At 71.2% G+C, this 23,190-nt stretch carries 20 protein-coding genes; 10 read left to right on the top strand and 10 right to left on the bottom strand.

What is annotated here, in order from left to right; translation table 11 throughout:
* Positions 1 to 18: 18 nt before the first annotated feature.
* Complete coding sequence (ssd, locus tag AC2XR2_RS24980; RefSeq protein ID WP_381302753.1) at positions 19 to 1,122, bottom strand: septum site-determining protein Ssd; 1,104 nt, start codon at positions 1,120 to 1,122, stop codon at positions 19 to 21.
* 618 nt (positions 1,123 to 1,740) lie between these two features.
* On the opposite strand from ssd, the gene AC2XR2_RS24975 reads away from it, so the two are divergent.
* Positions 1,741 to 2,574, top strand: coding sequence for an HAD family hydrolase (locus tag AC2XR2_RS24975; protein WP_330265346.1), 834 nt, complete (start codon positions 1,741 to 1,743; stop codon positions 2,572 to 2,574).
* A gap of 366 nt (positions 2,575 to 2,940) precedes the next feature.
* On the opposite strand, the gene AC2XR2_RS24970 is transcribed toward AC2XR2_RS24975, so the two are convergent.
* Complete coding sequence (locus tag AC2XR2_RS24970) at positions 2,941 to 3,765, bottom strand: Fic family protein (protein WP_491516358.1); 825 nt, start codon at positions 3,763 to 3,765, stop codon at positions 2,941 to 2,943.
* Between the two features lie 101 nt (positions 3,766 to 3,866).
* Between AC2XR2_RS24970 and AC2XR2_RS24965 the strand changes: the two genes are divergently transcribed.
* Positions 3,867 to 4,847: an ATP-binding protein gene (locus AC2XR2_RS24965; protein WP_491516357.1), complete on the top strand. Its 981-nt coding sequence runs from the start codon at positions 3,867 to 3,869 to the stop codon at positions 4,845 to 4,847.
* Between the two features lie 16 nt (positions 4,848 to 4,863).
* On the opposite strand, the gene AC2XR2_RS24960 is transcribed toward AC2XR2_RS24965, so the two are convergent.
* Entirely contained in the window at positions 4,864 to 6,141 is a 1,278-nt protein-coding gene (locus tag AC2XR2_RS24960) for a polysaccharide deacetylase family protein (protein ID WP_381302750.1), read from the bottom strand.
* A gap of 297 nt (positions 6,142 to 6,438) precedes the next feature.
* Here AC2XR2_RS24960 and AC2XR2_RS24955 point away from each other — a divergent pair, with 297 nt between their 5' ends.
* Positions 6,439 to 9,126 (top strand): bifunctional SulP family inorganic anion transporter/carbonic anhydrase, encoded by a 2,688-nt coding sequence (locus tag AC2XR2_RS24955; protein WP_491516356.1) that lies wholly within the window; start codon positions 6,439 to 6,441, stop codon positions 9,124 to 9,126.
* Between the two features lie 58 nt (positions 9,127 to 9,184).
* Here the strand turns inward: AC2XR2_RS24955 and AC2XR2_RS24950 are convergent, their stop codons facing one another.
* Positions 9,185 to 9,754, bottom strand: coding sequence for a hypothetical protein (locus AC2XR2_RS24950; RefSeq protein ID WP_491516355.1), 570 nt, complete (start codon positions 9,752 to 9,754; stop codon positions 9,185 to 9,187).
* A complete protein-coding gene (locus AC2XR2_RS24945) occupies positions 9,751 to 10,356 on the bottom strand; it encodes an RNA polymerase sigma factor (RefSeq protein ID WP_491518491.1) in 606 nt (201 codons plus the stop codon). The genes AC2XR2_RS24950 and AC2XR2_RS24945 overlap by 4 nt, the downstream gene beginning before the upstream one ends.
* A 247-nt stretch (positions 10,357 to 10,603) precedes the next feature.
* On the opposite strand from AC2XR2_RS24945, the gene acs reads away from it, so the two are divergent.
* The 5 genes from acs to AC2XR2_RS24920 all read left to right on the top strand — a co-directional run bounded on the left by acs (position 10,604) and on the right by AC2XR2_RS24920 (position 15,947).
* Positions 10,604 to 12,562, top strand: a complete 1,959-nt coding sequence (gene acs, locus AC2XR2_RS24940) for an acetate--CoA ligase (protein ID WP_491516354.1) — start codon at positions 10,604 to 10,606, stop codon at positions 12,560 to 12,562.
* Between the two features lie 146 nt (positions 12,563 to 12,708).
* Entirely contained in the window at positions 12,709 to 14,127 is a 1,419-nt protein-coding gene (gene nhaA, locus AC2XR2_RS24935) for a Na+/H+ antiporter NhaA (RefSeq protein ID WP_491516353.1), read from the top strand.
* Positions 14,128 to 14,189: 62 nt separating this feature from the next.
* Positions 14,190 to 14,696: a phage holin family protein gene (locus tag AC2XR2_RS24930; protein ID WP_123765102.1), complete on the top strand. Its 507-nt coding sequence runs from the start codon at positions 14,190 to 14,192 to the stop codon at positions 14,694 to 14,696.
* Positions 14,693 to 15,634, top strand: a complete 942-nt coding sequence (locus AC2XR2_RS24925; protein ID WP_123762206.1) for an alpha/beta fold hydrolase — start codon at positions 14,693 to 14,695, stop codon at positions 15,632 to 15,634. The genes AC2XR2_RS24930 and AC2XR2_RS24925 overlap by 4 nt, the downstream gene beginning before the upstream one ends.
* A 127-nt stretch (positions 15,635 to 15,761) precedes the next feature.
* Positions 15,762 to 15,947, top strand: a complete 186-nt coding sequence (locus tag AC2XR2_RS24920; RefSeq protein WP_330265354.1) for a hypothetical protein — start codon at positions 15,762 to 15,764, stop codon at positions 15,945 to 15,947.
* 22 nt (positions 15,948 to 15,969) lie between these two features.
* On the opposite strand, the gene AC2XR2_RS24915 is transcribed toward AC2XR2_RS24920, so the two are convergent.
* The 3 genes from AC2XR2_RS24915 to nth all read right to left on the bottom strand — a co-directional run bounded on the left by AC2XR2_RS24915 (position 15,970) and on the right by nth (position 18,923).
* Positions 15,970 to 17,169 carry a MarP family serine protease gene (locus AC2XR2_RS24915; protein ID WP_491516352.1) on the bottom strand — a complete coding sequence of 400 codons (1,200 nt, stop codon included), beginning with the start codon at positions 17,167 to 17,169 and terminating at the stop codon, positions 15,970 to 15,972.
* Between the two features lie 13 nt (positions 17,170 to 17,182).
* On the bottom strand, positions 17,183 to 17,872 hold the full coding sequence (locus AC2XR2_RS24910; protein ID WP_330265356.1) for an NUDIX hydrolase: 690 nt from the start codon (positions 17,870 to 17,872) through the stop codon (positions 17,183 to 17,185).
* A 112-nt stretch (positions 17,873 to 17,984) separates the two neighbouring features.
* Positions 17,985 to 18,923: an endonuclease III gene (nth, locus tag AC2XR2_RS24905; protein ID WP_491516351.1), complete on the bottom strand. Its 939-nt coding sequence runs from the start codon at positions 18,921 to 18,923 to the stop codon at positions 17,985 to 17,987.
* Positions 18,924 to 19,259: 336 nt separating this feature from the next.
* Between nth and AC2XR2_RS24900 the strand changes: the two genes are divergently transcribed.
* Together AC2XR2_RS24900 and AC2XR2_RS24895 are read left to right on the top strand one after the other, a co-directional pair.
* Positions 19,260 to 19,934 carry a Crp/Fnr family transcriptional regulator gene (locus AC2XR2_RS24900; protein WP_015658871.1) on the top strand — a complete coding sequence of 225 codons (675 nt, stop codon included), beginning with the start codon at positions 19,260 to 19,262 and terminating at the stop codon, positions 19,932 to 19,934.
* A gap of 366 nt (positions 19,935 to 20,300) precedes the next feature.
* Complete coding sequence (locus AC2XR2_RS24895) at positions 20,301 to 21,128, top strand: nucleotidyltransferase (protein WP_491516350.1); 828 nt, start codon at positions 20,301 to 20,303, stop codon at positions 21,126 to 21,128.
* Positions 21,129 to 21,369: 241 nt separating this feature from the next.
* Here AC2XR2_RS24895 and AC2XR2_RS24890 read toward each other — a convergent pair whose 3' ends face one another.
* On the bottom strand, positions 21,370 to 22,200 hold the full coding sequence (locus tag AC2XR2_RS24890; protein ID WP_491516349.1) for an MBL fold metallo-hydrolase: 831 nt from the start codon (positions 22,198 to 22,200) through the stop codon (positions 21,370 to 21,372).
* Positions 22,197 to 23,066 (bottom strand): NUDIX hydrolase, encoded by an 870-nt coding sequence (locus AC2XR2_RS24885; protein WP_491516348.1) that lies wholly within the window; start codon positions 23,064 to 23,066, stop codon positions 22,197 to 22,199. Before AC2XR2_RS24885 ends, AC2XR2_RS24890 begins: the two co-directional genes overlap by 4 nt.
* Positions 23,067 to 23,190 lie beyond the last annotated feature (124 nt).

Below are 23,190 nucleotides of genomic sequence, written 5' to 3'. Positions count from 1 at the left end.
CCCCCTCGAAGTTCCCGCTCACGCGACCCCCGCCTCCGCCAGCGCCCGCTCCCAGAACTCCTTGCAGAACCGCGCGAGCGGCCCCCGTGCCGCCGCGCCCGGTGGCGCCTCACCTCCGTGCGGCCGTTGCAGCGACGACTCCACCGGCACCTCGCCCACCAGCGGCAGACCCAGCAGCCGGGCCACCTCGCGGTCGTCGAGGCCGGGGGCGTACGGGCCGCGTACCGCCACCCTCAGGTCGCGCAGGACCATGCCCACGGCGGCGGCCACGCGGCCGGCCGCGGCGAGGGCGCGCAGTTCGGCGGGGACCACGAGGATCCCGAGGTCGAGCTGGGCGAGGGCCTCGGCCACGCCGTCGTCGAGGCGGCGGGGCAGGTCGACGACGACCGTGCCGCCCCGGCGCCGGGCCGCGGCGAGCACCGCCCGGACGGCCGGGGCCGGGACGGCGATACGGTCGCCGCGGTCCCAGCTCAGCACCCGCAGCGAGTGCAGCCGGGGCAGCGACTCCTCCAGGGCGCCGCCCCCGACCCGCCCGCGCGAGGCGGCGAACGCGGGCCAGCGCAGCCCCTCGGTGCTCTCGCCGCCGAGGAGTACGTCGAGTCCGCCGCCCAGTGGATCCGCGTCCACGAGGAGGGTGCGCAGGCCTTCACGCGCGGAGGTGACGGCGAGGGCGCACGCGAGCGTGGAGGCGCCCGCCCCGCCCCGGCCGCCGATGACGCCGACGGTGAGGGCCGGCCGGCCGACGCCCTCGGCGACGTCGGCGATGCGGTCGACCAGCCACTGCTCGCCGTCCGGCAGCATCAGGACGTGGTCGGCGCCGATCTCGACGGCCCGTTTCCACACCCCGGAGTCGTCCTGGTCCCGGCCCACGAGCACCACTCCGCGCCGGCGCGCGGCTCCGCGCACGCGCCGTGCGGCGTCGTCGCCGACCAGGACCAGCGGGGCGGCCTCCCAGCTGCCTCTGCGCTCCGGCAGCCCGTGGTGCACCTCGGGTTTCGCCCCGGCCGCCGCGCACAGGCGCAGCAGGTCGTCCAGCAGGTCCTCGTCCTCCGTGACGATCAACGGCTGCCCCTGCCGCCCTCCGGCGGCGGGCGGCGGATCGTGTGTGACGGCTGCGGCCACGTCCTCATCCCCCTTCGCTGCGACGCCCGAAGGCCCCCGAAACGGCCGGCGCGTCGCCTCTCTCACGCGGCCCCTTCGGCCCCGCGATTCCCAAACATGTGAAGAACCGGCAAGCGGCCTCCATATGAGCGGCCGATACGAACCGGCCAAACACACCCGACTAACCGGAACCGGCCATGAAGTCGGCCCGAGCGGGATGCGTGGGAATCACGGTGCAGCGATCCCGGAAATCGTGTGGATCTTGGTCGATAACTGTGGACAACTCAGCGGTTGTGAATATCGCCGTCACCCATACCGGTGAGTCCCGCGGTACCCCTGTGCGACCTCCGCAGAGCAGCACGGCCGCTACGTACAGTGACGGATCATGGGCATGGGAAAGAGGCGGCCGAAACCGCCTCGCAGCGGCCGCAGACCGCGATCAGAAGAGAGAAAATGCCCCCGGACATGCGACGACCCCCACCGGGGGGGAGAGTGGGGGTCGTCTCCACGGCCGACTCGGGGGGGGAGGAGCCGGGCCGGGTTAGCACGGTCGCGAACGATCCGTGACTTCCATGGTGTACCCGAGACGCTTCTCAGGCAAACCCACGCGCCCCAGCTTACGCCGAATGGGCTGCGCCTATGCTCGGGGTCGTGGAAAACCACTCCTTGCCCCGCACAGCTGCCTTCTTTGACCTGGACAAGACGGTCATTGCGAAGTCGAGCACCCTCACGTTCAGCAAGTCGTTCTACCAAGGCGGCCTGATCAACCGCAGGGCCGCCTTGCGGACCGCCTATGCCCAGTTCGTCTTCCTCGTCGGCGGTATGGACCACGACCAGATGGAGCGCACCCGCGAGTACCTCTCCGCGCTCGTGCGCGGCTGGAACGTCCAGCACGTCAAGGAGATCGTGGCCGAAACCCTCCATGACCTGATCGACCCGATCATCTACGACGAGGCCGCGTCCCTCATCGAGGAGCACCACACCGCCGGGCGCGACGTCGTCATCGTGTCCACGTCGGGCGCCGAGGTGGTGGAACCGATCGGCGAACTCCTGGGCGCGGACCGGGTGGTGGCCACCCGCATGGTCGTCGGCGAGGACGGCTGCTTCACCGGCGAGGTGGAGTACTACGCGTACGGCCCGACGAAAGCCGAGGCGATCAAGGAGCTGGCCGAGTCCGAGGGGTACGACCTGGAGCGCTGCTACGCCTACAGCGACTCGGCGACCGACCTGCCGATGCTCGAGGCCGTGGGCCGTCCGCACGCCGTCAACCCGGACCGCACCCTGCGCCGCGAGGCTCTCGCGCGCGGGTGGCCGATTCTCGATTTCCACCGCCCGGTACGGCTCAAGCAGCGGCTGCCCGGGTTCGCCGTACCGCCCCGTCCGGCGCTCGTGGCGGTCGCCGCGATAGGAGCTGCGGCGGCCACCGCCGGCCTCGTCTGGTACGCGAACCGGCGCCGGTCGACGGTGGCGTGAGGCGATTCAGCACACTTGACGCCTATTTGAGGATAAAAGTAAAGAACGGTCGGCGGGGGTTCCGCTTGCCCGGGTCCAGGAGTACAAAGGGGTTAACGGCCCGCGAGACCAAGGACATCCGAGAGGATCACCTTAATAACGCATTTGGCCCCACGGACCGAGCATGGACACCGAGCACCCACGCGACGTCGACCCGTCGATTACGGGCCAGCCGCACCAGGTGACGGGCAAAGTTCCCGACCTGATGGGCAACATATCGAGGACGCTTGGTAACCCGGTGAACATGCCAGCGGCGGTACGAATCCTCGTACCGCCGCAACCCTGTTCAGGGGCCCTCTGTCGAGAGGGCCTTTTCTACGCCTACGGTTACGCCGCCCCGCGCTGGAGCGCCTCGCACACCGCCGTCGACTCGCGCGCCCCCAGTTCGATCGCGTTGCCGCAGTGGGCGAACCAGGCGGCCATGCCCTCGGGGGTGCCGGAGACGTATCCGTCGAGCGCCGCCAGGTAGGCCGCGCGGCCCAGTTCGGCGTGACCGACCTCCGCCGGGCAGACCGACTTCGGGTCGAGGCCGCTGCCCACCAGGACGATCCGCGCGGCCGCCCGCGCGACCAGGCCGTTGTGGGAGACGAAGGGCCTCAGCGCGAGGAGCTCGCCCTGTACCACGGCCGCCGTGACCAGGGCGGGTGCGGCACTGCCGGCGATGATCAGCTCGGAAAGCCCCTCGAGCCGACCCGAGACCTCGGCCGCGCCGGGCAGCGGCAGCTCGATGAGCGGCTCGTGGACGTCCTCGCCGGCCTGACGTGGGCGCCCGACCTCGTCCTCGTCGCTCGCCGCGGCCACCAGGTGCAGCCGGGCCAGCACCCGCAGGGGCGACTGCCGCCAGATGGACAGCAGTTGGCCGGCCTCTGAGGTCAGCCGCAGGGCCGCGCCCATGACCCGCGCCTCGTCGTCGACACCGAAGTCCGAGCGCCTGCGCACCTCTTCGAGGGCCCAGTCCGCGCCGGACAGCGCGGCCGAGCCGCGGGCGCCGCGCAGGGCCGCCTCGGAGGTGATCTCGTTGCTGCGGCGCCGCATGACACGGTGCCCGTAGACCCGGTCCACGGACTTGCGCACGGACTCCACGGAATCGGCCACGCCGGGCAGCGAGCCCAGGGCCGCGAGCGGGTCGGCGGTCGCGCCTGTCGTACTCATGAGTACGACATTACGCACCCCCGCCCCGCACCCCACGATGGAGTGGTCTTCTTCACGCGCGTCTGACACGTACAGCTATGACACGACTACTCTTCGTGAACATGAAAATTGCTTTCGTCGGGAAGGGCGGCAGCGGCAAGACCACCCTGTCCTCCCTGTTCATCCGCCATCTCGCGGCCACCGGAGCACCGGTGATCGCCGTCGACGCCGACATCAACCAGCACCTGGGCCCGGCACTCGGCCTGGACGAGGCGGAGGCGGCCGCGCTGCCCGCCCTGGGCGAGCGGCTGCCGTTGATCAAGGAGTACCTGCGCGGCGCCAACCCGCGGATCACCTCCGCCACCGAGATGATCAAGACCACCCCACCCGGCGAGGGCTCCCGGCTGCTGCGGGTGTGCGAGGACAACCCGGTCTACGACGCGTGCGCCCGGCCGGTGGAACTCGACGGCGACGTCGTCCGTTTGATGGTCACCGGCCCCTTCACCGACGCCGACCTGGGGGTCGCCTGCTACCACTCCAAGACCGGAGCGGTGGAGCTGTGCCTGAACCACCTGGTGGACGGGCGGGGCGAGTACGTCGTGGTGGACATGACCGCGGGCTCCGACTCCTTCGCCTCCGGCATGTTCACCCGCTTCGACATCACGTTCCTCGTCGCCGAACCGACCCGTAAGGGGGTCTCCGTCTATCGCCAGTACAAGGAGTACGCCCGCGACTACGGCGTCACGCTGAAGGTCGTCGGCAACAAGGTGCAGGGCCAGGACGATCTCGACTTCCTCCGCGCCGAAGTCGGGGGCGACCTGCTGGTGACGGTCGGGCACTCCGACTGGGTGCGGGCGCTGGAGAAGGGCCGGCCGCCCCGGTTCGCGCTTCTGGAGGACGTCAACCGCCGTGCCCTGCAGCGGCTGCGGACGGCCGCCGACGCGACGTACGACCTGCGCGACCCGGAGCGCTACACCCGGCAGATGGTGCACTTCCACCTGAAGAACGCCGAGTCCTGGGGCAACGAGCGCACCGGGGCCGACCTGGCGGCGCAGGTCGACCCCTCGTTCGTGCTCGGCGAGAGCGCGGTGGCGGCGGTCTGAGACAACCGCCGGACACCTACTGCTTCTTGGCCGCCGGGGCCCCGGGTACGCCCTTCGGTGCCGGGGCCGGCCGGCCGTCCAGGAAGGCAGGCCAGCCCTCCTTCGGTGCCTCGCCGACGTTCAGGGTGCGCAGCTTCTCCAGGGTGTTCGGGTCCTGGGCGTCCAGCCAGTCCGCGAGCTGCCGGAAGGAGACGCAGCGCACGTCGGGCTTGTTGCACACCCGCTCGATGGTCTCCTTGACGGCGCGCATGTAGGTGCCGCCGTTCCAGGACTCGAAGTGGTTGCCGATGATCAGCGGTGCCCGGTTGCCGTCGTAGGCCCGGTAGAAGCCCTTGAGCAGGCCGTCGCGCATCTGGTCGCCCCAGAAGGCGTACTTGGCGGGGTCTCCCTGGGTCCTGGTGCCGGACTGGTTGACCATGAAGTTGTAGTCCATGGTGAGCTGCTCGTAGGAGTGCCCGGGGAAGGGCACGAGCTGCATCGACAGGTCCCACAGGCCCTGCTTCTTCCGGGGCCACAGCTGCTCGTTGACACCGCTGGTGTCGTAGCGGAAACCGAGCTCGCCCGCGGCCGTCATGAAGTTCTTCTGGCCCTCCAGGCAGGGGGTGCGGGCGCCGATGAGCTCCTTGTCGTAGTCGAAGGGCAGCGGGGAGGCCTTCGTCATCCCGGTGTTGGTCTTCCAGGACTTCACGAACTTCTTCGCCTGGGCGATCTCGTCCTTCCAGTCCGCCACCGACCACTCGCCGACGCCACCGCCCTTGCCGCAGAAGTGGCCGTTGAAGTGGGTGCCGATCTCGTTGCCCTCCAGCCACGCGAGGCGCAGCTGCTTGACGGTGTCGGCGATGCCCTGTTCGTCGTTGAAGCCGATGTCCGAGCGGCCCGGGGAGTGCTGCGGCGGCCTGTACTCGGCGCGCTTGTCCTCCGGCAGCATGTACACGCCGCTGAGGAAGTACGTCATGGTCGCGTGGTTCTCCTTGGCGACCTCACGGAAGTGGGAGAACAGCTTCTGGCTGTCCTCGCCGGCGCCGTCCCAGGAGAACACCACGAACTGCGGGGGCTTCTCGCCGGGCTTGAGGCGTTCGGCTCTGGGCAGGTGCGGCTGGGCTCCGGTGTAGGCGGTGGAGCCGTCGCCGATCAGGCGGAACACCTTCTTGGGAGGCGCCTTGGCGGCCTTCGCCTTCAGCGGTCCGGCGGCTCCTCCCTCGGAGTTGTCGGTGCCGGTCGCACAACCGGCGAGCGAGGCGGCGCAGACCGCGGCGACCACGGCTCCCGCGGCAATCCTCTGGGTGGCGGCCATTTCCGCCCACCTTCTTCCTTCTCTCGGGGCCAACGACAGCGCCGCCAAGCTCGCACGGGACCGAGAAGGAATTAGTACGACAAGCCGATGAAATTGCCACTTCACCCATGCAGGTGATTCATTAACCCATTTGCCCGGAAAGTCTATGCCTGGCCTTTACTCTGCATTACGATCCATTTACCGAGCGTTGATCATCCCGCCGCTGCACGCCGTGACCCACGGCCGCCGACCCGACCCCCCGCCATCGACGGGGGACCACCTGTTCGCGACCGCGCTGCCCCGGAGGAGACGGGAACAATGTCAGCCTGCGTACCCACCCGAGCCACCGACCCGAGCGACTCGCACCGCGCGAGTCACGTCCATCCACCGCACAGCCCGCCGCCGACCCCGCCCCGCCGCTTCCGCATCGCGGGCGCCGATGTGTCGGCCTCGATCGCGGTCTTCCTGATCGCCCTGCCCCTGTCCCTCGGCATCGCCCTCGCCACCGGCGCGCCCCTCCAGGCCGGTCTCGTGGCCGCCGCCGTCGGCGGGATCGTGGCCGGCCGCCTCGGCGGCTGCCCGCTCCAGGTCAGCGGCCCCGCCGCCGGACTCACCGTGGTCACCGCCGACCTCATCCACCGCTACGGCTGGCGGACCACCTGCGCCATCACCGTCCTGGCCGGCGTGGTCCAACTCGGCCTCGGCTGCCTGCGCGTGGCCCGCACCGCGCTCGCCGTCAGCCCCGCGATCGTGCACGGCATGCTCGCCGGCATCGGCGTCACCATCGCCGTCGCCCAGCTGCACATCGTCCTGGGCGGCACCCCGCAGAGCGCCGTCCTCGACAACCTCCGCGGACTGCCCGCCCAGTTGGCGCGGGTCCAGCCCGCAGCCGTGTCGGTCAGCGCGCTGACCCTGGCGCTGCTCTTCCTCTGGCCGCGCATCCCCGGCCGGGCCGGTCAGCTGCTGCGCCGGATCCCGGCGGCGCTCGTCGCGGTCGCCGGGGCCACCACCGCCGCCTCCCTCACCGGGCTGACCCTGCCCAAGGTCGATCTGCCGTCCTGGAGCAGTCACGCCCTGGCCGGACTGCCCGAGGGCCCCGCGCTCGGCCTGGTGGCGGCCGTGCTCACCACCACGCTGGTGTGCAGCGTGCAGTCGCTGCTCGGCGCGGTCGCCGTGGACAAGCTGGTGGCCGGACGCCCCGACCTGCTCGCCGCCGGCCCGGGAGCCCGCCGGGGGGCCCGCGTCGGCCGCTCCGACCTGGACCGCGAGCTGCTCGGACAGGGCGCCGCCAACATCGTCTCTGGCACGCTCGGTGGACTGCCCGTCGCCGGTGTGGCGGTGCGCAGTTCGGCGAATGTCCAAGCCGGTGCCGTCAGCCGGAACTCCACGATGCTGCACGGCGTTCTCGTAGTGATCGCCGCACTGCTGATGGTCCCCGTCCTGGAGTTCATCCCGCTGGCCTCGCTCGCCGCCCTGGTGATGGCCGTCGGCATCCAGATGGTGTCCCTGAACCACATTCGTACGGTGACCCGCCACCGCGAAGTGCTGGTCTACGCCGTCACCACCCTCGGCGTCGTCCTCTTCGGCGTCCTGGAGGGCGTCACCCTCGGGATCGCCATGGCCGTCGGCGTCTCCCTGCACCGCCTCACCCGCACCCGCATCACGCACCACGAAAGGGAAGGAGTCCATCACGTACATGTCCGAGGCCAGTTGACGTTCCTCGCGGTGCCCCGGCTCAGCAGGGCCCTGCATCTGGTCCCCCAGGGGTCCACGGCGGTCGTGGAGTTGGACGGATCGTTCATGGACCACGCGGCCTTCGAGTCGCTCCAGGACTGGCAGAAGACGCACACCGCGCAGGGCGGCTCCGTCGAGCTGACCGGGCGCAGCCCGGGCACCCGGATCGCCGAGCCGTCCGGTGCCGCCGACTGCCGCTGCCGCCCCTGGACGGCCTGGCGCAACCACCAGTGCGAGCTTCCCAACGCTGCGGCTGCTCTGACGGCGGGGTCGGCGCTGACGCCGGCCGTCTCGGGCGCCGAGGCGTCCGGCGAGACGGGCGGGCCGGATGAAGGGGGTGGAGCAGGTGGAGCAGGTGGTCCGGGTCGAGCAAGTGGAACGACACCGACAGGTGGAGCGACCGCAGCAGACGCATCGACTGAAGCAGGTGGACCGAGCGGAGCAGGCGGATCGACTGGGGCACGTGGACCGAGCGGATCGGCCGGACCCGCCGCCGGATCGGACGCACCCACCGGCCCGGGCACACCTGACGGACTTGGCGGACGCAGCGGACCTGTTGGACCCGGTGGATCGCCCGGCCTCCCAGGCTCTCCGGGCCCGGGTGGGCATGAACTGGCCCGTGGCATCAGCGCGTTCCAGCGCAACACCGCGCCGATCGTGCGGGGCGAGCTGGCCCGGCTGGCGCGCGAGGGTCAGCAGCCGACCCAGCTCTTCCTCACCTGCGCCGACTCACGGCTGGTCACCTCGATGATCACCTCCAGTGGTCCGGGCGACCTCTTCGTGGTGCGCAATGTGGGCAACCTCGTGCCGCTGCCCGGCGAGGAGAGCGGGGACGACTCGGTGGCCGCCGCGATCGAGTACGCGGTGGACGTGCTGAAGGTCCGGTCCATCACGGTGTGCGGACACTCCGGCTGCGGAGCCATGCAGGCGCTGCTCAACTCCGAGCCGGGCGGCACCCGCACCCCGCTGAAGCGGTGGCTGCGGCACGGGCTGCCGAGCCTGGAGCGGATGGCCGACGACAGCCGCTCCTGGGCGAAGCTGGCCGGGCGGGCACCCGCCGACGCGGTCGAGCAGCTCTGTCTGACCAACGTGGTGCAGCAGTTGGAGCACCTCAGCGCCCATGACTCGGTCGCCCGGGCCCTGCGGCAAGGGGAGTTGGAGCTGCACGGGATGTACTTCCACGTGGGCGAGGCGCAGGCGTACCTGCTCACCGGGACGGACGGGGACGGGCTGTTCGACCAGGTGCACGCGGCGGCGGATCTGCCGGCGTGAGCCTCGGTGGTGTGCGGCTCCTCCGGGCCGGGAGAGAGCCGCACACCACCGGACAGGCCTAGGCCCGGAGCCGTTCGGGTGTCGGCTTCACCGGGACACAGGGCTTGACGTCGGCCTCGGTCGGAAAGACGTAGACCCGGTACGGCGTGTCCCTGTCGTTGCGGTTCACGAAGACCAGCACATTGCCCCGGTGCAGGGTGATCTTCCGTCCCCATTGCTGGACGAAGAGCGGCACTCGCTCCCCCCGGTCGTTCTGTCCCCAGAGCACCGTGTCGCCCGCGCAGACATAGCCGGGGCGGAGGATCTGCACGTCCGTCGCGATACCGTTCGGGACCAGCTTCCGCGCGAGTTCACGCTGGGCGTCCACGTCGATCTCCTGGTCCTTGGCGGTGAGCGTCACGCTGCCGTCGCCGTGCCGCTCCAACCCGTATGCCGCGGAACCCGCCGGAGTGCCGGGCACCGACACCACCCCGAGCACGACGGCCACGCAGGCCGCCATGACGAGAGTCAGCCTGCGCCCCGTCAGCACCCGCCGCCGTACGGTCGGCACCGGCGCGGACTCCCGCCGCTCGATCTCCCCCTTCAACTCCGCCAACAGCCGGTCCTCGAAGGTCGTCCTCGTCGTCATGCCTCTCCCCCGGTTGCTTCCGTGACGTACGAGAGCGAGGTGCCGAACGGCTCCCCGCCCGGTGACTCCGCCGACTCCCGCAGGGACTTGCGCGCCCTGTGCAGCCGTACACGCGCCGCCACCTGGCTGATCCCCAACGCCGTCGCGGCCTCGCCGACCGTGAGGTCGTCGACCGCGACGAGTTCCAGGACGGCTCTCTCCCCCGCGGGGAGCCGTTCCAGAGCGGAGAGGGCGCGGCGGCCCGGGCTCTCCGCGTCGAGCTTGTCCTCCAGGCGGGCGATGTCGTCGGGCTCCAGCAGCCGCCGGCCGGAGATACGCCGGTCGCGGTCCGTCTCGCGGGCCACCCGGCGGCGCTCCCCCGAGACGACATTGCGGGCGATGCCGTACAGCCACGCCCGTTCGCTGCCCCGGGAAGCGCGGTAGGTGTGGGCCGAGTCCAGGACCGCGAGGAAGATCTCGGCGGTCAGGTCGGCCACAGTGTGCGGGTCCGCGACCCGCCGGGCCACGAAGGACGTCATCGCGTCCACATGGCGCCGGTAGAACTCCTCGAAGAGCTGGGGGTCGCGGGCCGCCGCCCGCGGCCCACCCCGTAACCCCTGTATCCCATCCACCCGGGCTCCCTTCACGTACTGCGTCGATGGCGCTTCACCCGTACTTGGCCCGGGGTGTGAAAGGCGTTACACGTGCTGAACTCTGCCTGGTCGGCGTCCGTGGGTACGGATGGGCCGGCCGCCGGACTCGATGGGTCCACAGGTCTAAACCAATTGCAGGTCGGCCCTTGTCATCGCACCCCCGGTCTGATGAGCTGTGGCCTGGGACACAACGGACACCCTGGGAAAGGCAGATGCCGTGAGCAACGAAAGCCTGGCCAACCTGCTCAAGGAAGAGCGCAGGTTCGCACCCCCCGCCGACCTGGCCGCACACGCCAACGTCACAGCGGAGGCGTATGAGCAGGCCAAGGCTGACCGGCTCGGTTTCTGGGCCGAGCAAGCACGCCGACTGAGCTGGGCCAAGGAGCCGACCGAGACGCTGGACTGGTCGAACCCGCCGTTCGCGAAGTGGTTCCAGGACGGCGAGCTCAATGTGGCGTACAACTGCGTCGACCGGCATGTCGAGGCGGGCCACGGCGACCGGGTCGCCATCCACTTCGAGGGCGAGCCCGGCGACAGCCGCGCGATCACCTACGCCGAGCTCAAGGACGAGGTCTCCAAGGCGGCGAACGCGCTGCTGGAGCTGGGGGTCCAGAAGGGCGACCGGGTCGCCGTCTACATGCCGATGATCCCGGAGACCGCGGTCGCGATGCTCGCGTGCGCCCGGATCGGCGCCGCGCACTCCGTGGTCTTCGGCGGCTTCTCCGCGGACGCGCTCGCGACCCGGATCCAGGACGCCGACGCGCGCGTGGTCATCACCAGCGACGGCGGCTACCGCCGTGGCAAGCCGTCCGCGCTCAAGCCCGCCGTCGACGAGGCGGTCGCCAAGGCCGGCAACGTCGAGCACGTGCTCGTGGTGCGCCGTACCGGCCAGGAGGTCGCCTGGGACGACAGCCGGGACGTGTGGTGGCACGAGGTCGTGGACCGGCAGCCGGCCGAGCACACGCCCGAGGCGTTCCACGCCGAGCAGCCGCTGTTCATCCTCTACACGTCCGGCACCACGGGTAAGCCCAAGGGCATCCTGCACACCTCCGGCGGCTACCTCACCCAGGCCGCGTACACCCACCACGCCGTCTTCGACCTCAAGCCGGAGACCGACGTCTACTGGTGCACCGCCGACGTCGGCTGGGTCACCGGGCACTCGTACATCGTCTACGGCCCGCTCGCCAACGGCGCCACCCAGGTCATGTACGAGGGCACCCCCGACACCCCGCACCAGGGCCGCTTCTGGGAGGTCATCCAGAAGTACGGGGTCACGATCCTCTACACCGCCCCGACCGCCATCCGCACCTTCATGAAGTGGGGTGACGACATCCCCGCGAAGTTCGACCTCAGCAGCCTGCGGGTGCTGGGGTCGGTGGGCGAGCCGATCAACCCCGAGGCGTGGATCTGGTACCGCAAGCACATCGGCGCCGACCGGACGCCGATCGTGGACACCTGGTGGCAGACCGAGACCGGCGCCATGATGATCTCCCCGCTGCCCGGTGTCACCGCGACCAAGCCCGGCTCCGCGCAGACCCCGCTGCCCGGCATCTCCGCGACCGTCGTCGACGACGAGGCCAACGAGGTCCCGAACGGCGGGGGCGGCTACCTGGTCCTCACCGAGCCGTGGCCGTCGATGCTGCGCACCATCTGGGGTGACGACCAGCGCTTCCTGGACACGTACTGGTCGCGCTTCGAGGGCAAGTACTTCGCCGGCGACGGCGCGAAGAAGGACGACGACGGCGACATCTGGCTCCTCGGCCGCGTGGACGACGTCATGCTCGTGTCCGGCCACAACATCTCCACCACCGAGGTGGAGTCGGCGCTGGTGTCGCACCCGTCGGTCGCCGAGGCCGCCGTCGTCGGTGCCGCCGACGAGACGACCGGGCAGGCCATCGTCGCCTTCGTGATCCTGCGCGGCACCGCGAACGCGGAGGACGAGAGCCTCGTCGCCGAGCTGCGCAACCACGTCGGCGCCACCCTCGGCCCGATCGCCAAGCCGAAGCGGATCCTGCCGGTGCAGGAGCTGCCGAAGACCCGCTCCGGCAAGATCATGCGCCGGCTGCTGCGGGACGTGGCCGAGAACCGCCAGCTCGGTGACGTCACCACGCTGACGGACTCCACGGTCATGGACCTCATCCAGGCCAAGCTGCCGGCCGCGCCCAGCGAGGACTGACCCGTTCCAGAAGGGGGTGCCCGGCACCGAAACGCGCCGGGCACCCCTTTTAGGTAAGCTAAACAAAACAACGTGATCCTCAAGGTGTGCCGGGAAGTCTGGTCGGCGATCAGCCCCGCCCTGCCCACCGACCGGAGGTCACCCTCATGGCCGCGCCCACTCGCAAGGTCCTCGGACGGCTCTCCCTCCCCGAGCGGACCTTCGTCGCGGACGCGCTGCGCACCGAGACGGTCGGCGGTGTCCTGCTGCTCGCCGCCGCGATCACCGCGCTGATCTGGGCGAACGTCCCCGCGCTGGCCGACAGCTACGCGAGCGTCAGCCATCACCACCTGGGCCCCGCCGCCCTCGGACTCGACCTGTCCGTCGCCCACTGGGCCGCCGACGGCCTGCTCGCGATCTTCTTCTTCGTCGCCGGCATCGAACTCAAGCGCGAACTCGTCGCCGGTGACCTCAAGGACCCCAGGGCGGCCGCGCTGCCCGTGGTCGCCGCCCTGTGCGGGATGGCCGTACCGGCGCTCGTCTACACGCTCACCAACCTCACCGGCGGCGGCTCCCTGTCCGGCTGGGCCGTGCCCACCGCCACGGACATCGCCTTCGCGCTCGCCGTGCTCGCCGTCATCGGCACCTGGCTGCCGAGCGCGCTGCGCGCCTTCCTGCTCACCCTCGCCGTCGTCGACGACCTCTTCGCGATCCTGATCATCGCGGTCTTCTTCACCGCCGACATCGACTTCGCCGCGCTCGGCGGCGCGGCCGCGGGCCTCGCGGTCTTCTGGGTGCTGTTGCGCAAGGGCGTGCGCGGGTGGTACGTCTACGTCCCGCTCGCGCTGGTGATCTGGGCGCTGATGTACAACAGCGGGGTGCACGCCACCATCGCGGGCGTGGCGATGGGCCTGATGCTGCGCTGCACGCGGCGCGATGACGAGGAGCACTCCCCGGGCGAGCGGATCGAGCATCTCGTACGACCGCTCTCGGCGGGCCTGGCCGTCCCCCTGTTCGCCCTCTTCAGCGCGGGCGTCTCCGTCTCCGGCGGCGCGCTCGGGGATGTGTTCACCCGGCCCGAGACGCTGGGCGTGGTCCTCGGACTGGTCCTCGGCAAGGCGATCGGCATCTTCGGCGGGACCTGGCTCACGGCCCGCTTCACCCGGGCCTCGCTCAGCGACGACCTCGAGTGGGCCGACGTGTTCGCGGTGGCGACCCTGGCCGGCATCGGGTTCACGGTGTCGCTGCTCATCGGGGAGCTCGCCTTCGACGGCGACGCCACCATGACCGACGAGGTCAAGGCCGCCGTACTCGTCGGCTCGCTCACCGCGGCCACCCTGGCGACCGTGCTGCTGAAGCTGCGCAACGCCAAGTACCGGCGGCTGTACGAGACCGAGGAGCGCGACGAGGACCACGACGGCATCCCGGACGTCTACGAGGAGGACGACCCGGCGTACCACCTGCGCATGGCGGCCATCCACGAGCGCAAGGCCGCCGAACACCGCCGGATCGCCGAGCTCAAGAGAGCCGAGCGGCTTGCCGAAGTGACGGGCGGGGCAGGCGAGGACGACGACCGTCGGGCATGATCTGACGGGACGGTACAAAAGACACGGCATACAAAAGAGTCCCGATGAAGAGGGAGACCGCGATGAGCGCACCCGACGGCAGCCCGGTCGGCGCCGAACGCAGCATCGGCCAGCTGTTCGCCTCGGCGACGACCGAGATGTCCGCGCTGGTGCACGACGAGATCGCGCTGGCGAAGGCGCAGCTGAAGCAGGACGTCAAGCGTGGCGCCGTGAGCGGCGGCATGTTCAGCGTGGCCGGCGCGGTGCTGGTGTTCTCCCTGCCGATGCTGAACTTCGCGCTGGCGTACGGCATCCGGACCTGGAGCGACTGGAACCTCGCGGTCTGCTTCCTGCTGTCCTTCGCCGCCAACGTCCTCGTCGCGCTGGTCCTCGCGCTGGTCGGCGTGGTCTTCGCGAAGAAGGCGCAGAAGGGCAAGGGCCCGCAGAAGGTCGCCGCGTCGATGAAGGAGACGGCGGGCGTCCTCCAGAACGCCAAGCCGCACCCGCGCCCCGACAACGACAACAAGGTCCTCGAGGAGCGGGTCCGAAACACGAAGGCCATCGAGGCTGTGGCACGCTCGTCGTCATGACGGATCCCGCCGCCTCTCCGGCGCAGCAGCCCGCCTCTCTCGTACGGCCCGACGGTCCCTGGACGCACCGGGACGTGGCCGCCAACGGCGCGCGCTTCCACATCGCCGAGATGGGCGACGGACCGCTCGTGATGTTCCTGCACGGGTTCCCGCAGTTCTGGTGGACCTGGCGGCACCAGCTGGAGGCGCTCGCCGACGCCGGTTTCCGGGCCGTGGCCATGGACCTGCGCGGGGTCGGCGGCAGCGACCGCACCCCGCGCGGCTACGACCCGGCCAACCTGGCCCTCGACGTCACCGGTGTGATCCGCTCGCTCGGCGAGCCGGACGCCGCCCTGGTCGGACATGACCTGGGCGGCTATCTGGCGTGGACGGCGGCCGCGATGCGCCCCAAGCTCGTACGGCGGCTCGCGGTCTCCTCGATGCCGCATCCCCGGCGCTGGCGCTCCGCGATGCTCTCCGACGTCCGGCAGACCCGGGCCGGCTCCTACATCTGGGGGTTCCAGCGGCCCTGGATCCCCGAGCGGCAGCTGACGGCGGACGACGGCGCGCTGGTCGCCGAGCTGATCCGGGACTGGTCCGGGCCGCGCCTGCCGGACGACGCGGCGGTGGAGACGTACCGCAAGGCGATCTGCATCCCCTCGACGGCGCACTGCTCGATCGAGCCGTACCGCTGGATGGTGCGGTCGATGGCGCGGCCCGACGGCATCCAGTTCAACCGGCGCATGAAGCGGCCCGTGCGCGTGCCGACCCTGCATCTGCACGGCTCGCTCGACCCGGTGATGCGGACCAGGAGCGCGGCGGGCTCCGGGGAGTACGTCGAAGCGCCGTACCGCTGGCGGCTGTTCGACGGCCTCGGGCACTTCCCGCACGAAGAGGATCCGGTCGCTTTCTCCACCGAACTGATCAATTGGCTGAAGGATCCCGAACCCGATCGGTGACCGAAGCGTCGCGCCCGGTGTCCGGATCTGAACACCTGTCCTACGAACGGCCACTTGCCCGGCGCATAGGCCAATTGGGGGGCGTGGGGGAGGTTATCGACCTTGGGGCAGGGGCACACGTCGGGGTATGGGCTGGACGCACGACTACGGTGACGCAGCACGCAATCGACGCTCGGGCGCTGCCCTGAGCTCCCACCACCAGGGGGGTGCCCCGCAACTCGCGGGCGGCACGGACCTGAGGGTGGGCATCCCGCGCATCCTGCGCCGCCGGGCCCGCTGGGTCTCGGTACGCCTGCGTCACCCCCGAGGCTGACGCGCCCCTTCCGGCGAACCCCTCAGAGCGCGCAGCTGTCGCTGTCCACCTGCTGGTTCGCGGTACGCCCCTTGGCGATGTCCTCCTGGATCTCGTCCGCGGTGAGCGCGTACCCGGTGTCGGGGTCGTCGAGCGACTTCGCGAAGACCACGCCGTACACCTTGCCCTCCGGGGTGAGCAGCGGGCCGCCGGAGTTGCCCTGGCGGACGGTCGCGTAGAGGGAGTAGACATCGCGGCTGACGGTGCCGCGGTGGTAGATGTCCGGTCCGTGGGCGTCGATGCGTCCGCGCACCCGCGCGGCGCGCACGTCGTACGAGCCGTTCTCCGGGAAGCCCGCGACGATCGCGTTGTCCCCGCTGCCGGCGTCCTCGGACGTGAACTGCAGCGCGGGCGCCTTGAGATCGGGTACGTCCAGTACGGCGATGTCGCGCTGCCAGTCGTAGAGGACGACGGTGGCGTCGTACTTCCGGCCCTCGCCGCCTATCTGGACGGTGGGTTCGTCGACCCCGCCCACCACGTGCGCGTTGGTCATGACGCGGCGGTCGCCGAAGACGAAGCCGGTGCCCTCCAGGACCTTGCCGCAGCTCTGCGCGGTGCCCATGACCTTGACGATGGAACGCTGGGAGCGGGTGGCGACCGCGCTGTTGGCGAGCTTCGGGTCGGGCGGCTGGACCTCCTTGATCGGCTCGTCGGAGAACGGGCTGAAGACCTGCGGGAAGCCGTTCTGCGCGAGGACGGAGGTGAAGTCCTTGAACCAGGTGTCGGCGCCGGAGGGCAGGGCTTCCTGCACGCCCAGCAGCACCTTGGAGCCGCGGACCTCCTTGCCGACCGTCGGCATCGTGGTCTGCGCGAGGGTGGCGCCGATCAGCCAGGCGACCAGGAGCATCGCGAGGACGTTGACGAGGGCGCCGCCGGTGGCGTCCAGAGCGCGGGCCGGGGACCAGGTGATGTATCGGCGCAGCTTGTTGCCCATGTGGGTGGTCAGGGCCTGGCCGACGGAGGCGCAGACGATGACGACGACCACTCCGACCACGGCGGCGACGGTGCCGACCTCCGCGTGGTCGGTCACCGCGTCCCAGATGACGGGCAGGGTGTAGACGGCGACGAGACCACCGCCCAGGAACCCGATCACCGACAGGATGCCGACGACGAAGCCCTGGCGATAGCCGACGATCGCGAACCACACGGCGGCGACCAGCAACAGGATGTCCAGCACGTTCACGGAGTTCACCCTGTCATGCGCGCCAGTCGAGCGGGACCTGCTTCTCCCGGTCCCAGGGGCGCTCCCAGCCCGCGAAGTGCAGCAGCCGGTCGATGATTCCGGCGGTGAACCCCCAGACAAGGGCCGATTCGACCAGGAATGCCGGTCCTCGGTGGCCGCTGGGGTGGACGGTCGTCGCACGGTTGTCCGGATCCGTGAGATCCGCCACGGGGACGGTGAAGACGCGGGCGGTCTCGTTCGGGTCGACGACACCTACCGGGCTCGGCTCGCGCCACCAGCCCAGCACCGGGGTCACCACGAAGCCGCTGACCGGGATGTACAGCTTGGGCAGCACGCCGAAGAGCTGGACACCGAGCGGGTCGAGACCGGTCTCCTCCTCGGCCTCGCGCAGGGCGGCCCTGAGCGGGCCGTCGCCCCGCGGGTCGCCGTCCTCCGGGTCGAGGGCACCGCCGGGGAAGGACGGCTGCCCGGCATGCGACCTGAGGGAACTCGCCCGCTCCATGAGCAGCAGCTCGGGGCCGCGCTCGCCCTCGCCGAACAGGACCAGCACGGCCGACTGCCGGCCCGCGCCGTTCTTCGGTGGCAGGAAGCGGCTCAGCTGGAGCGGCTCGATCGTCTCCACCGCGTGCACCACCGGGTCCAGCCAGACCGGCAGCCCCTCCTTGCTGAGCGTCACGCCCTCCGTATGACTCGCCCGTGTCATCGCCACCCCCGTCGTCCTGCACCGCTCAACGCCCGAGGGGCCCTAGATCGTTCCTGCCGGAGTTCACGGCCACCGGGCCACGCCTCTCCTCCCAGCCGCGTCCCGCGTCCCCTCACCCGCCGGCTCCCAGGGGCGGCGCCGGCTTCCCGCCCGCGTCCAGGTAGGCCTGCGGGGGGTTCAGGCGCTGGCCCGGGAAGCCGCCCTTCTCGTACTTGAGGAGCTTGGCCGCCTTGTCCGGGTCCGTCTCGCCCTCGCCGTAGGCCGGGCAGAGGGGGGCGATGGGGCAGGCGCCGCAGGCGGGCTTGCGGGCGTGGCAGATGCGGCGGCCGTGCCAGATGACGTGGTGCGACAGGTCGGTCCAGTCGCTCTTGGGGAAGAGCGCGGCGACGGCGGCCTCGATCTTGTCGGGATCGCTCTCGGCGGTCCACTGCCACCGCTTGACCAGCCGCTGGAAGTGCGTGTCCACGGTGATGCCGGGCCGCCCGAAAGCGTTGCCGAGCACCACGAAGGCGGTCTTGCGGCCCACGCCCGGCAGCTTGACGAGGTCTTCGAGGCGCCCCGGGACCTCACCCGCGTGGTTCTCCACGAGGGCCTTCGAAAGCCCTATCACCGACTTGGTCTTGGCGCGGAAGAACCCGGTCGGCCGCAGGATCTCCTCGACCTCCTCGGGGTTCGCCGCCGCCAGGTCCTCGGGGGTGGGGTACTTCGCGAAGAGGGCCGGGGTCGTCTGATTGACCCTCAGGTCGGTGGTCTGCGCGGACAGCACGGTGGCCACGATCAGCTGGAAGGGGTTCTCGAAGTCCAACTCGGGGTGGGCGTACGGGAACACCTCCGCGAGCTCGCGGTTGATACGCCGGGCGCGGCGCACGAGGGCGGTGTGCGACTCGTTCCTCGGCGGCTTCGGCACGACCGTCTTCGTGGCCGACGCCTTCCTCACCGAGGCCGCCGCCTTCTTGGGAGCGGCGGTCGCCTTTGCCACGGGAGCCGCCTTCTTGACGGCGGCTGCCTTCTTGGCGGGTGCCGCCTTCTTCGCCGAAGCCCTCTTCTCCACCGGAGCCTTCCCTGCCGCTTTTGCCGTTTTCTTTCCGCCCCCGGCGCCCTGTTCGCCCACAGCGGAATCTCGACGTGCAACCACCCGCCCAGCCCCCTCGGCCTGTGCTCTCACCGGCGTTTTGGACACCCGGCCAGCCTAGGGCCCGGCACTGACATCCGCCCCGGACCCCGAGGACCGGCCCCCAATTGGACCCCTGCCGCTTACCCCGGGACATGTGTGCGGCATCCTTGTGACAGATCACACTGTTTGGACCGTCCGGCAAAATGGGCACCGGGTTCCCCTGGTACCAAGGGGGAACAAGATCCCCTGAGCAGGTCGACAAGGAGAGAACTCGTGGACGACGTTCTGCGGCGCAACCCGCTCTTCGCGGCACTCGACGACGAGCAGTCCGCGGAACTGCGCGCCTCCATGAGTGAGGTGACCCTCGCGCGAGGCGACTCCCTGTTCCACGAGGGCGACCCGGGCGACCGGCTCTACGTCGTCACCGAGGGCAAGGTCAAGCTCCACCGCACCTCCCCGGACGGCCGCGAGAACATGCTCGCCGTGGTCGGCCCCGGCGAACTCATCGGCGAACTGTCCCTGTTCGACCCGGGCCCGCGCACGGCGACCGCCACCGCGCTGACCGAGGTCAAGCTGCTGGGCCTCGGCCACGGCGACCTCCAGCCCTGGCTGAACGCCCGCCCCGAGGTGGCCACCGCCCTGCTGCGCGCCGTCGCCCGCCGCCTGCGCCGCACCAACGACGCGATGTCCGACCTGGTCTTCTCGGACGTCCCCGGCCGCGTGGCCCGTGCCCTGCTCGACCTCTCCCGCCGCTTCGGCGTGCAGTCCGAGGAGGGCATCCACGTCGTCCACGACCTCACGCAGGAGGAGCTGGCCCAGCTGGTCGGCGCCTCCCGCGAGACGGTCAACAAGGCCCTCGCCGACTTCGCCCAGCGCGGCTGGCTGCGCCTGGAGGCCCGCGCGGTGATCCTCCTGGACGTCGAGAGGCTCGCCAAGCGCTCACGCTGAGCGCGGATCGTCGTACGACATCGAAGGGCCCTGCCGCACGGCGGGGCCCTTGTCGTGTCACCGGGCGCGAGGACTGGCGAGGACGGGTGCCGGGGCCGCAGAGGAGCCTCTGCGGGTACGGAAGAGGAGCCTCTGCGGGTGCGGACGGGCGCCGGGGCCGTCGATGGAGCCCCAGCGGGTGGATGGGCCGCCACCGGCCGCTCCCGCAGCACCTCCCACCCGCCTCAGCGCCTTCTCAGCCCACGCACAGCGCATCCGGACCACCCCACCGCCCCCGAACGCCCCCGAGGCCCATTCGGCCCCACACGGCCCGCCCAGGGCCGTAAATGAGCTGTCCCCGGGCCCGCCCCCGGGCACAGTGGCCCCATGGCCGCCGAAACCGTTCCCCCTGTCGCCTCAAAGGGACTCGACGCACAGGGCTACATCGAGCGCGAGGGATCCCTGGGACGGGTCCCGCACCCCTTCCGCCCGGTCGTCGCGGCCGCGCGGGACCGGGTGCTCGGCCTGTTCGGGTCGAGGCTGCACAGTGCGTACCTCTACGGCTCGATCCCGCGCGGTACCGCGCGCGTGGGCCGCAGCGACCTCGACCTGCTGCTCGCGCTGCGGGACGAGCCGACCGACGCGGACCGGGAGGACGTACGGGCGCTCGGGGAGGCGCTCGACGGGGAGTTCGGGCAGATCGACGGCGTAGGGACGCTGCTGTACAGCCGGACACGGCTGCTGAGCGACCTGGAGCGACACGATCTGGGCTGGTTCGTGGCCTGCCTCTGCACGCCCCTGCTGGGCGACGACCTGGCGGAGTACCTGCCCCGCTACCGCCCCGACTCCCTCCTGGCCCGCGAGACGAACGGCGACCTCGCCCTCCTGCTCCCCAGCTGGCGCGAACGCGTCGAGGCGGCGGACTCCGACGACACCCGGCGCCGCCTGGTCCGCTTCATGTCCCGCCACCTGGTCCGCACCGCGTTCACCCTGGTCATGCCCCGCTGGAACGGCTGGACGAGCGACCTGGCCGAGATGGCCGAGATCTTCGCCGCGTACTACCCGGAGCGGGCCGACCAGGCACGCCGGGCGGCCGTCCTGGGCCACGCCCCGACCGCCGACACGGCCGTACTGCGGACGTACGTCGACGATCTGGGCCCCTGGCTGGCCGACGAGTACACGCGCGTGCACGGCACGAAGACCCCGAGGCCCTGACCCTTTGGACCGACGGGCCCTAGGGCCTGTCTGACCATTCCCGTCGTGCGCCCGCAGGGCGGGCCGCGCGGCGTCCGGTGCGTGCGATCGCAAGGCGCCGGAGCCGCCCGCGACGGGGGTCCCCCCGCGCGAGTCGGCGCAGCCGGTTCGAGCGTGAGGGAGGAGTCACGTGGGTGCTCCGGCAACGCCGCGAGCGCGCGTGCCGGGCGTCGCGCGGCAGACGGGAATGGTCAGAGAGGCCCTAGATGAGCCCGTGCTCCTCCAGGTACTCCAGTTGCGCCCGCACCGACAGCTCGGCGGCCGGCCACAGCGAGCGGTCCACATCCGCGTACACGTGTTCTACGACGGCGCCGGGCGCCCGGTGTCCGTTCTCCACGGCCGTCTCGACCTGGGCGAGCCGGTGGGCGCGGTGCGCGAGATAGAACTCGACGGCACCCTGGGCGTCCTCCAGGACCGGCCCGTGGCCCGGCAGGACGGTGTGGACGCCGTCGTCGACCGTCAGGGACCTCAGGCGGCGCAGGGAGTCCAGATAGTCGCCCAGGCGGCCGTCGGGGTGCGCCACGACGGTCGTACCGCGCCCCAGGACGGTGTCACCGGTCAGAACCGCCTGATCGGCCGGGAGATGGAAGCACAGCGAGTCCGCGGTGTGCCCGGGCGTCGGTACGATCCTGAGCTCCAGCCCGCCGACGCGCACCACGTCCCCGGCCCCGAGCCCCTCGTCCCCCAGCCGCAGGGCCGGGTCCAGGGCCCGCACCCTGGTGCCGGTCAGCTCGGCGAAGCGGACGGCGCCCTCCGCGTGGTCCGGGTGGCCGTGGGTGAGCAGGGTGAGGGCGACGCGCTTCCCGGCGGCCCCGGCGGTGTCGACGACGGCCCGCAGATGTCCCTCGTCGAGCGGACCGGGGTCGACCACGACCGCCAGGTCCGAGTCCGGCTCCGACAGGATCCAGGTGTTGGTGCCGTCCAGGGTCATCGCGGAGGCGTTGGGCGCGAGGACGTTCACGGCCCGCGCGGTGGCGGGGCCCGACAGGACCCCGCCCCGCGGCTGGCCGGGAAGGGCTGCGGCGTCGGTCATACGGAGGCTCCCCCGGTCGGGATGTGCTTGGTGAACTCGTCGTGCCCCGGCCAGGAGAGCACGATCTGCCCGTCCACGAGCCGGGCCTGCGCGAGCACGGGGGTCAGGTCACGCTCGGGCGCCGCGGCGAGCGCGTCGGCGGCGGTGCCGTACGCGGCGATCTGCCGCAGTGTGGCGATGGTGGGCGGCATCATCAGCAGCTCGCCCTTGTCGTAGCCCTCCGCCGCGTCCTGGGGCCGGATCCAGACCGTGCGGTCGGCCTCCGTGGAGGCGTTGCGCGTGCGCTGGCCCTCGGGGAGTGCGGCCACGAAGAACCAGGTGTCGTAGCGGCGGGACTCGAACTCGGGGGTGATCCAGCGGGTCCAGCCCCCGAGCAGATCCGACCTCAGCACCAGTCCCCGCCGCTCCAGGAACTCGGCGAAGGACAGCTCCCGGGCGACGAGGGCGGCCCGGTCGGCCTCCCACTCCGCGCCCGTGGTGTCCCCGACCACCGACTCGGCCGTCGGACCGGCCAGCAGCACCCCGGCCTCCTCGTACGTCTCCCGCACGGCCGCGCACACGATCGCCTGAGCCGCCGTCTCGTCCACGCCGAGCCTCTCGGCCCACCACGCGCGCGTGGGGCCCGCCCAGTGGATCTGGTGCTCGTCGTCCCGGGGGTCGACGCCACCGCCGGGATACGCGTACGCGCCCCCCGCGAAGGCCATCGAGGCCCGCCGGCGCAACATGTGCACGACGGTCCCGGTCGCCGTGTCCTTCAGCAGCATCACGGTCGCGGCGCGTCTCGGCACGACCGGCACGAGGTCGCCGTCCGTGAGCGCACGGATACGCTCCGGCCAGTCCGCTGGGTACCACTGCCCGTTTGCCATGGCCGGAGGCTAACTCTTACCGGGCGGATGTTCGAGGGGGTGCCGGGGCCGGTTGTGGGGCGGGTGCGGGTCCGTCGTGGCTGGTCGCGCAGTTCCCCGCGCCCCCGCTGCGCTGGGCTTGGGC

The organism is Streptomyces sp. LS-MS-L19, from assembly GCF_058382285.1.
This window is presented reverse-complemented; position numbering and strand designations above follow the sequence as displayed.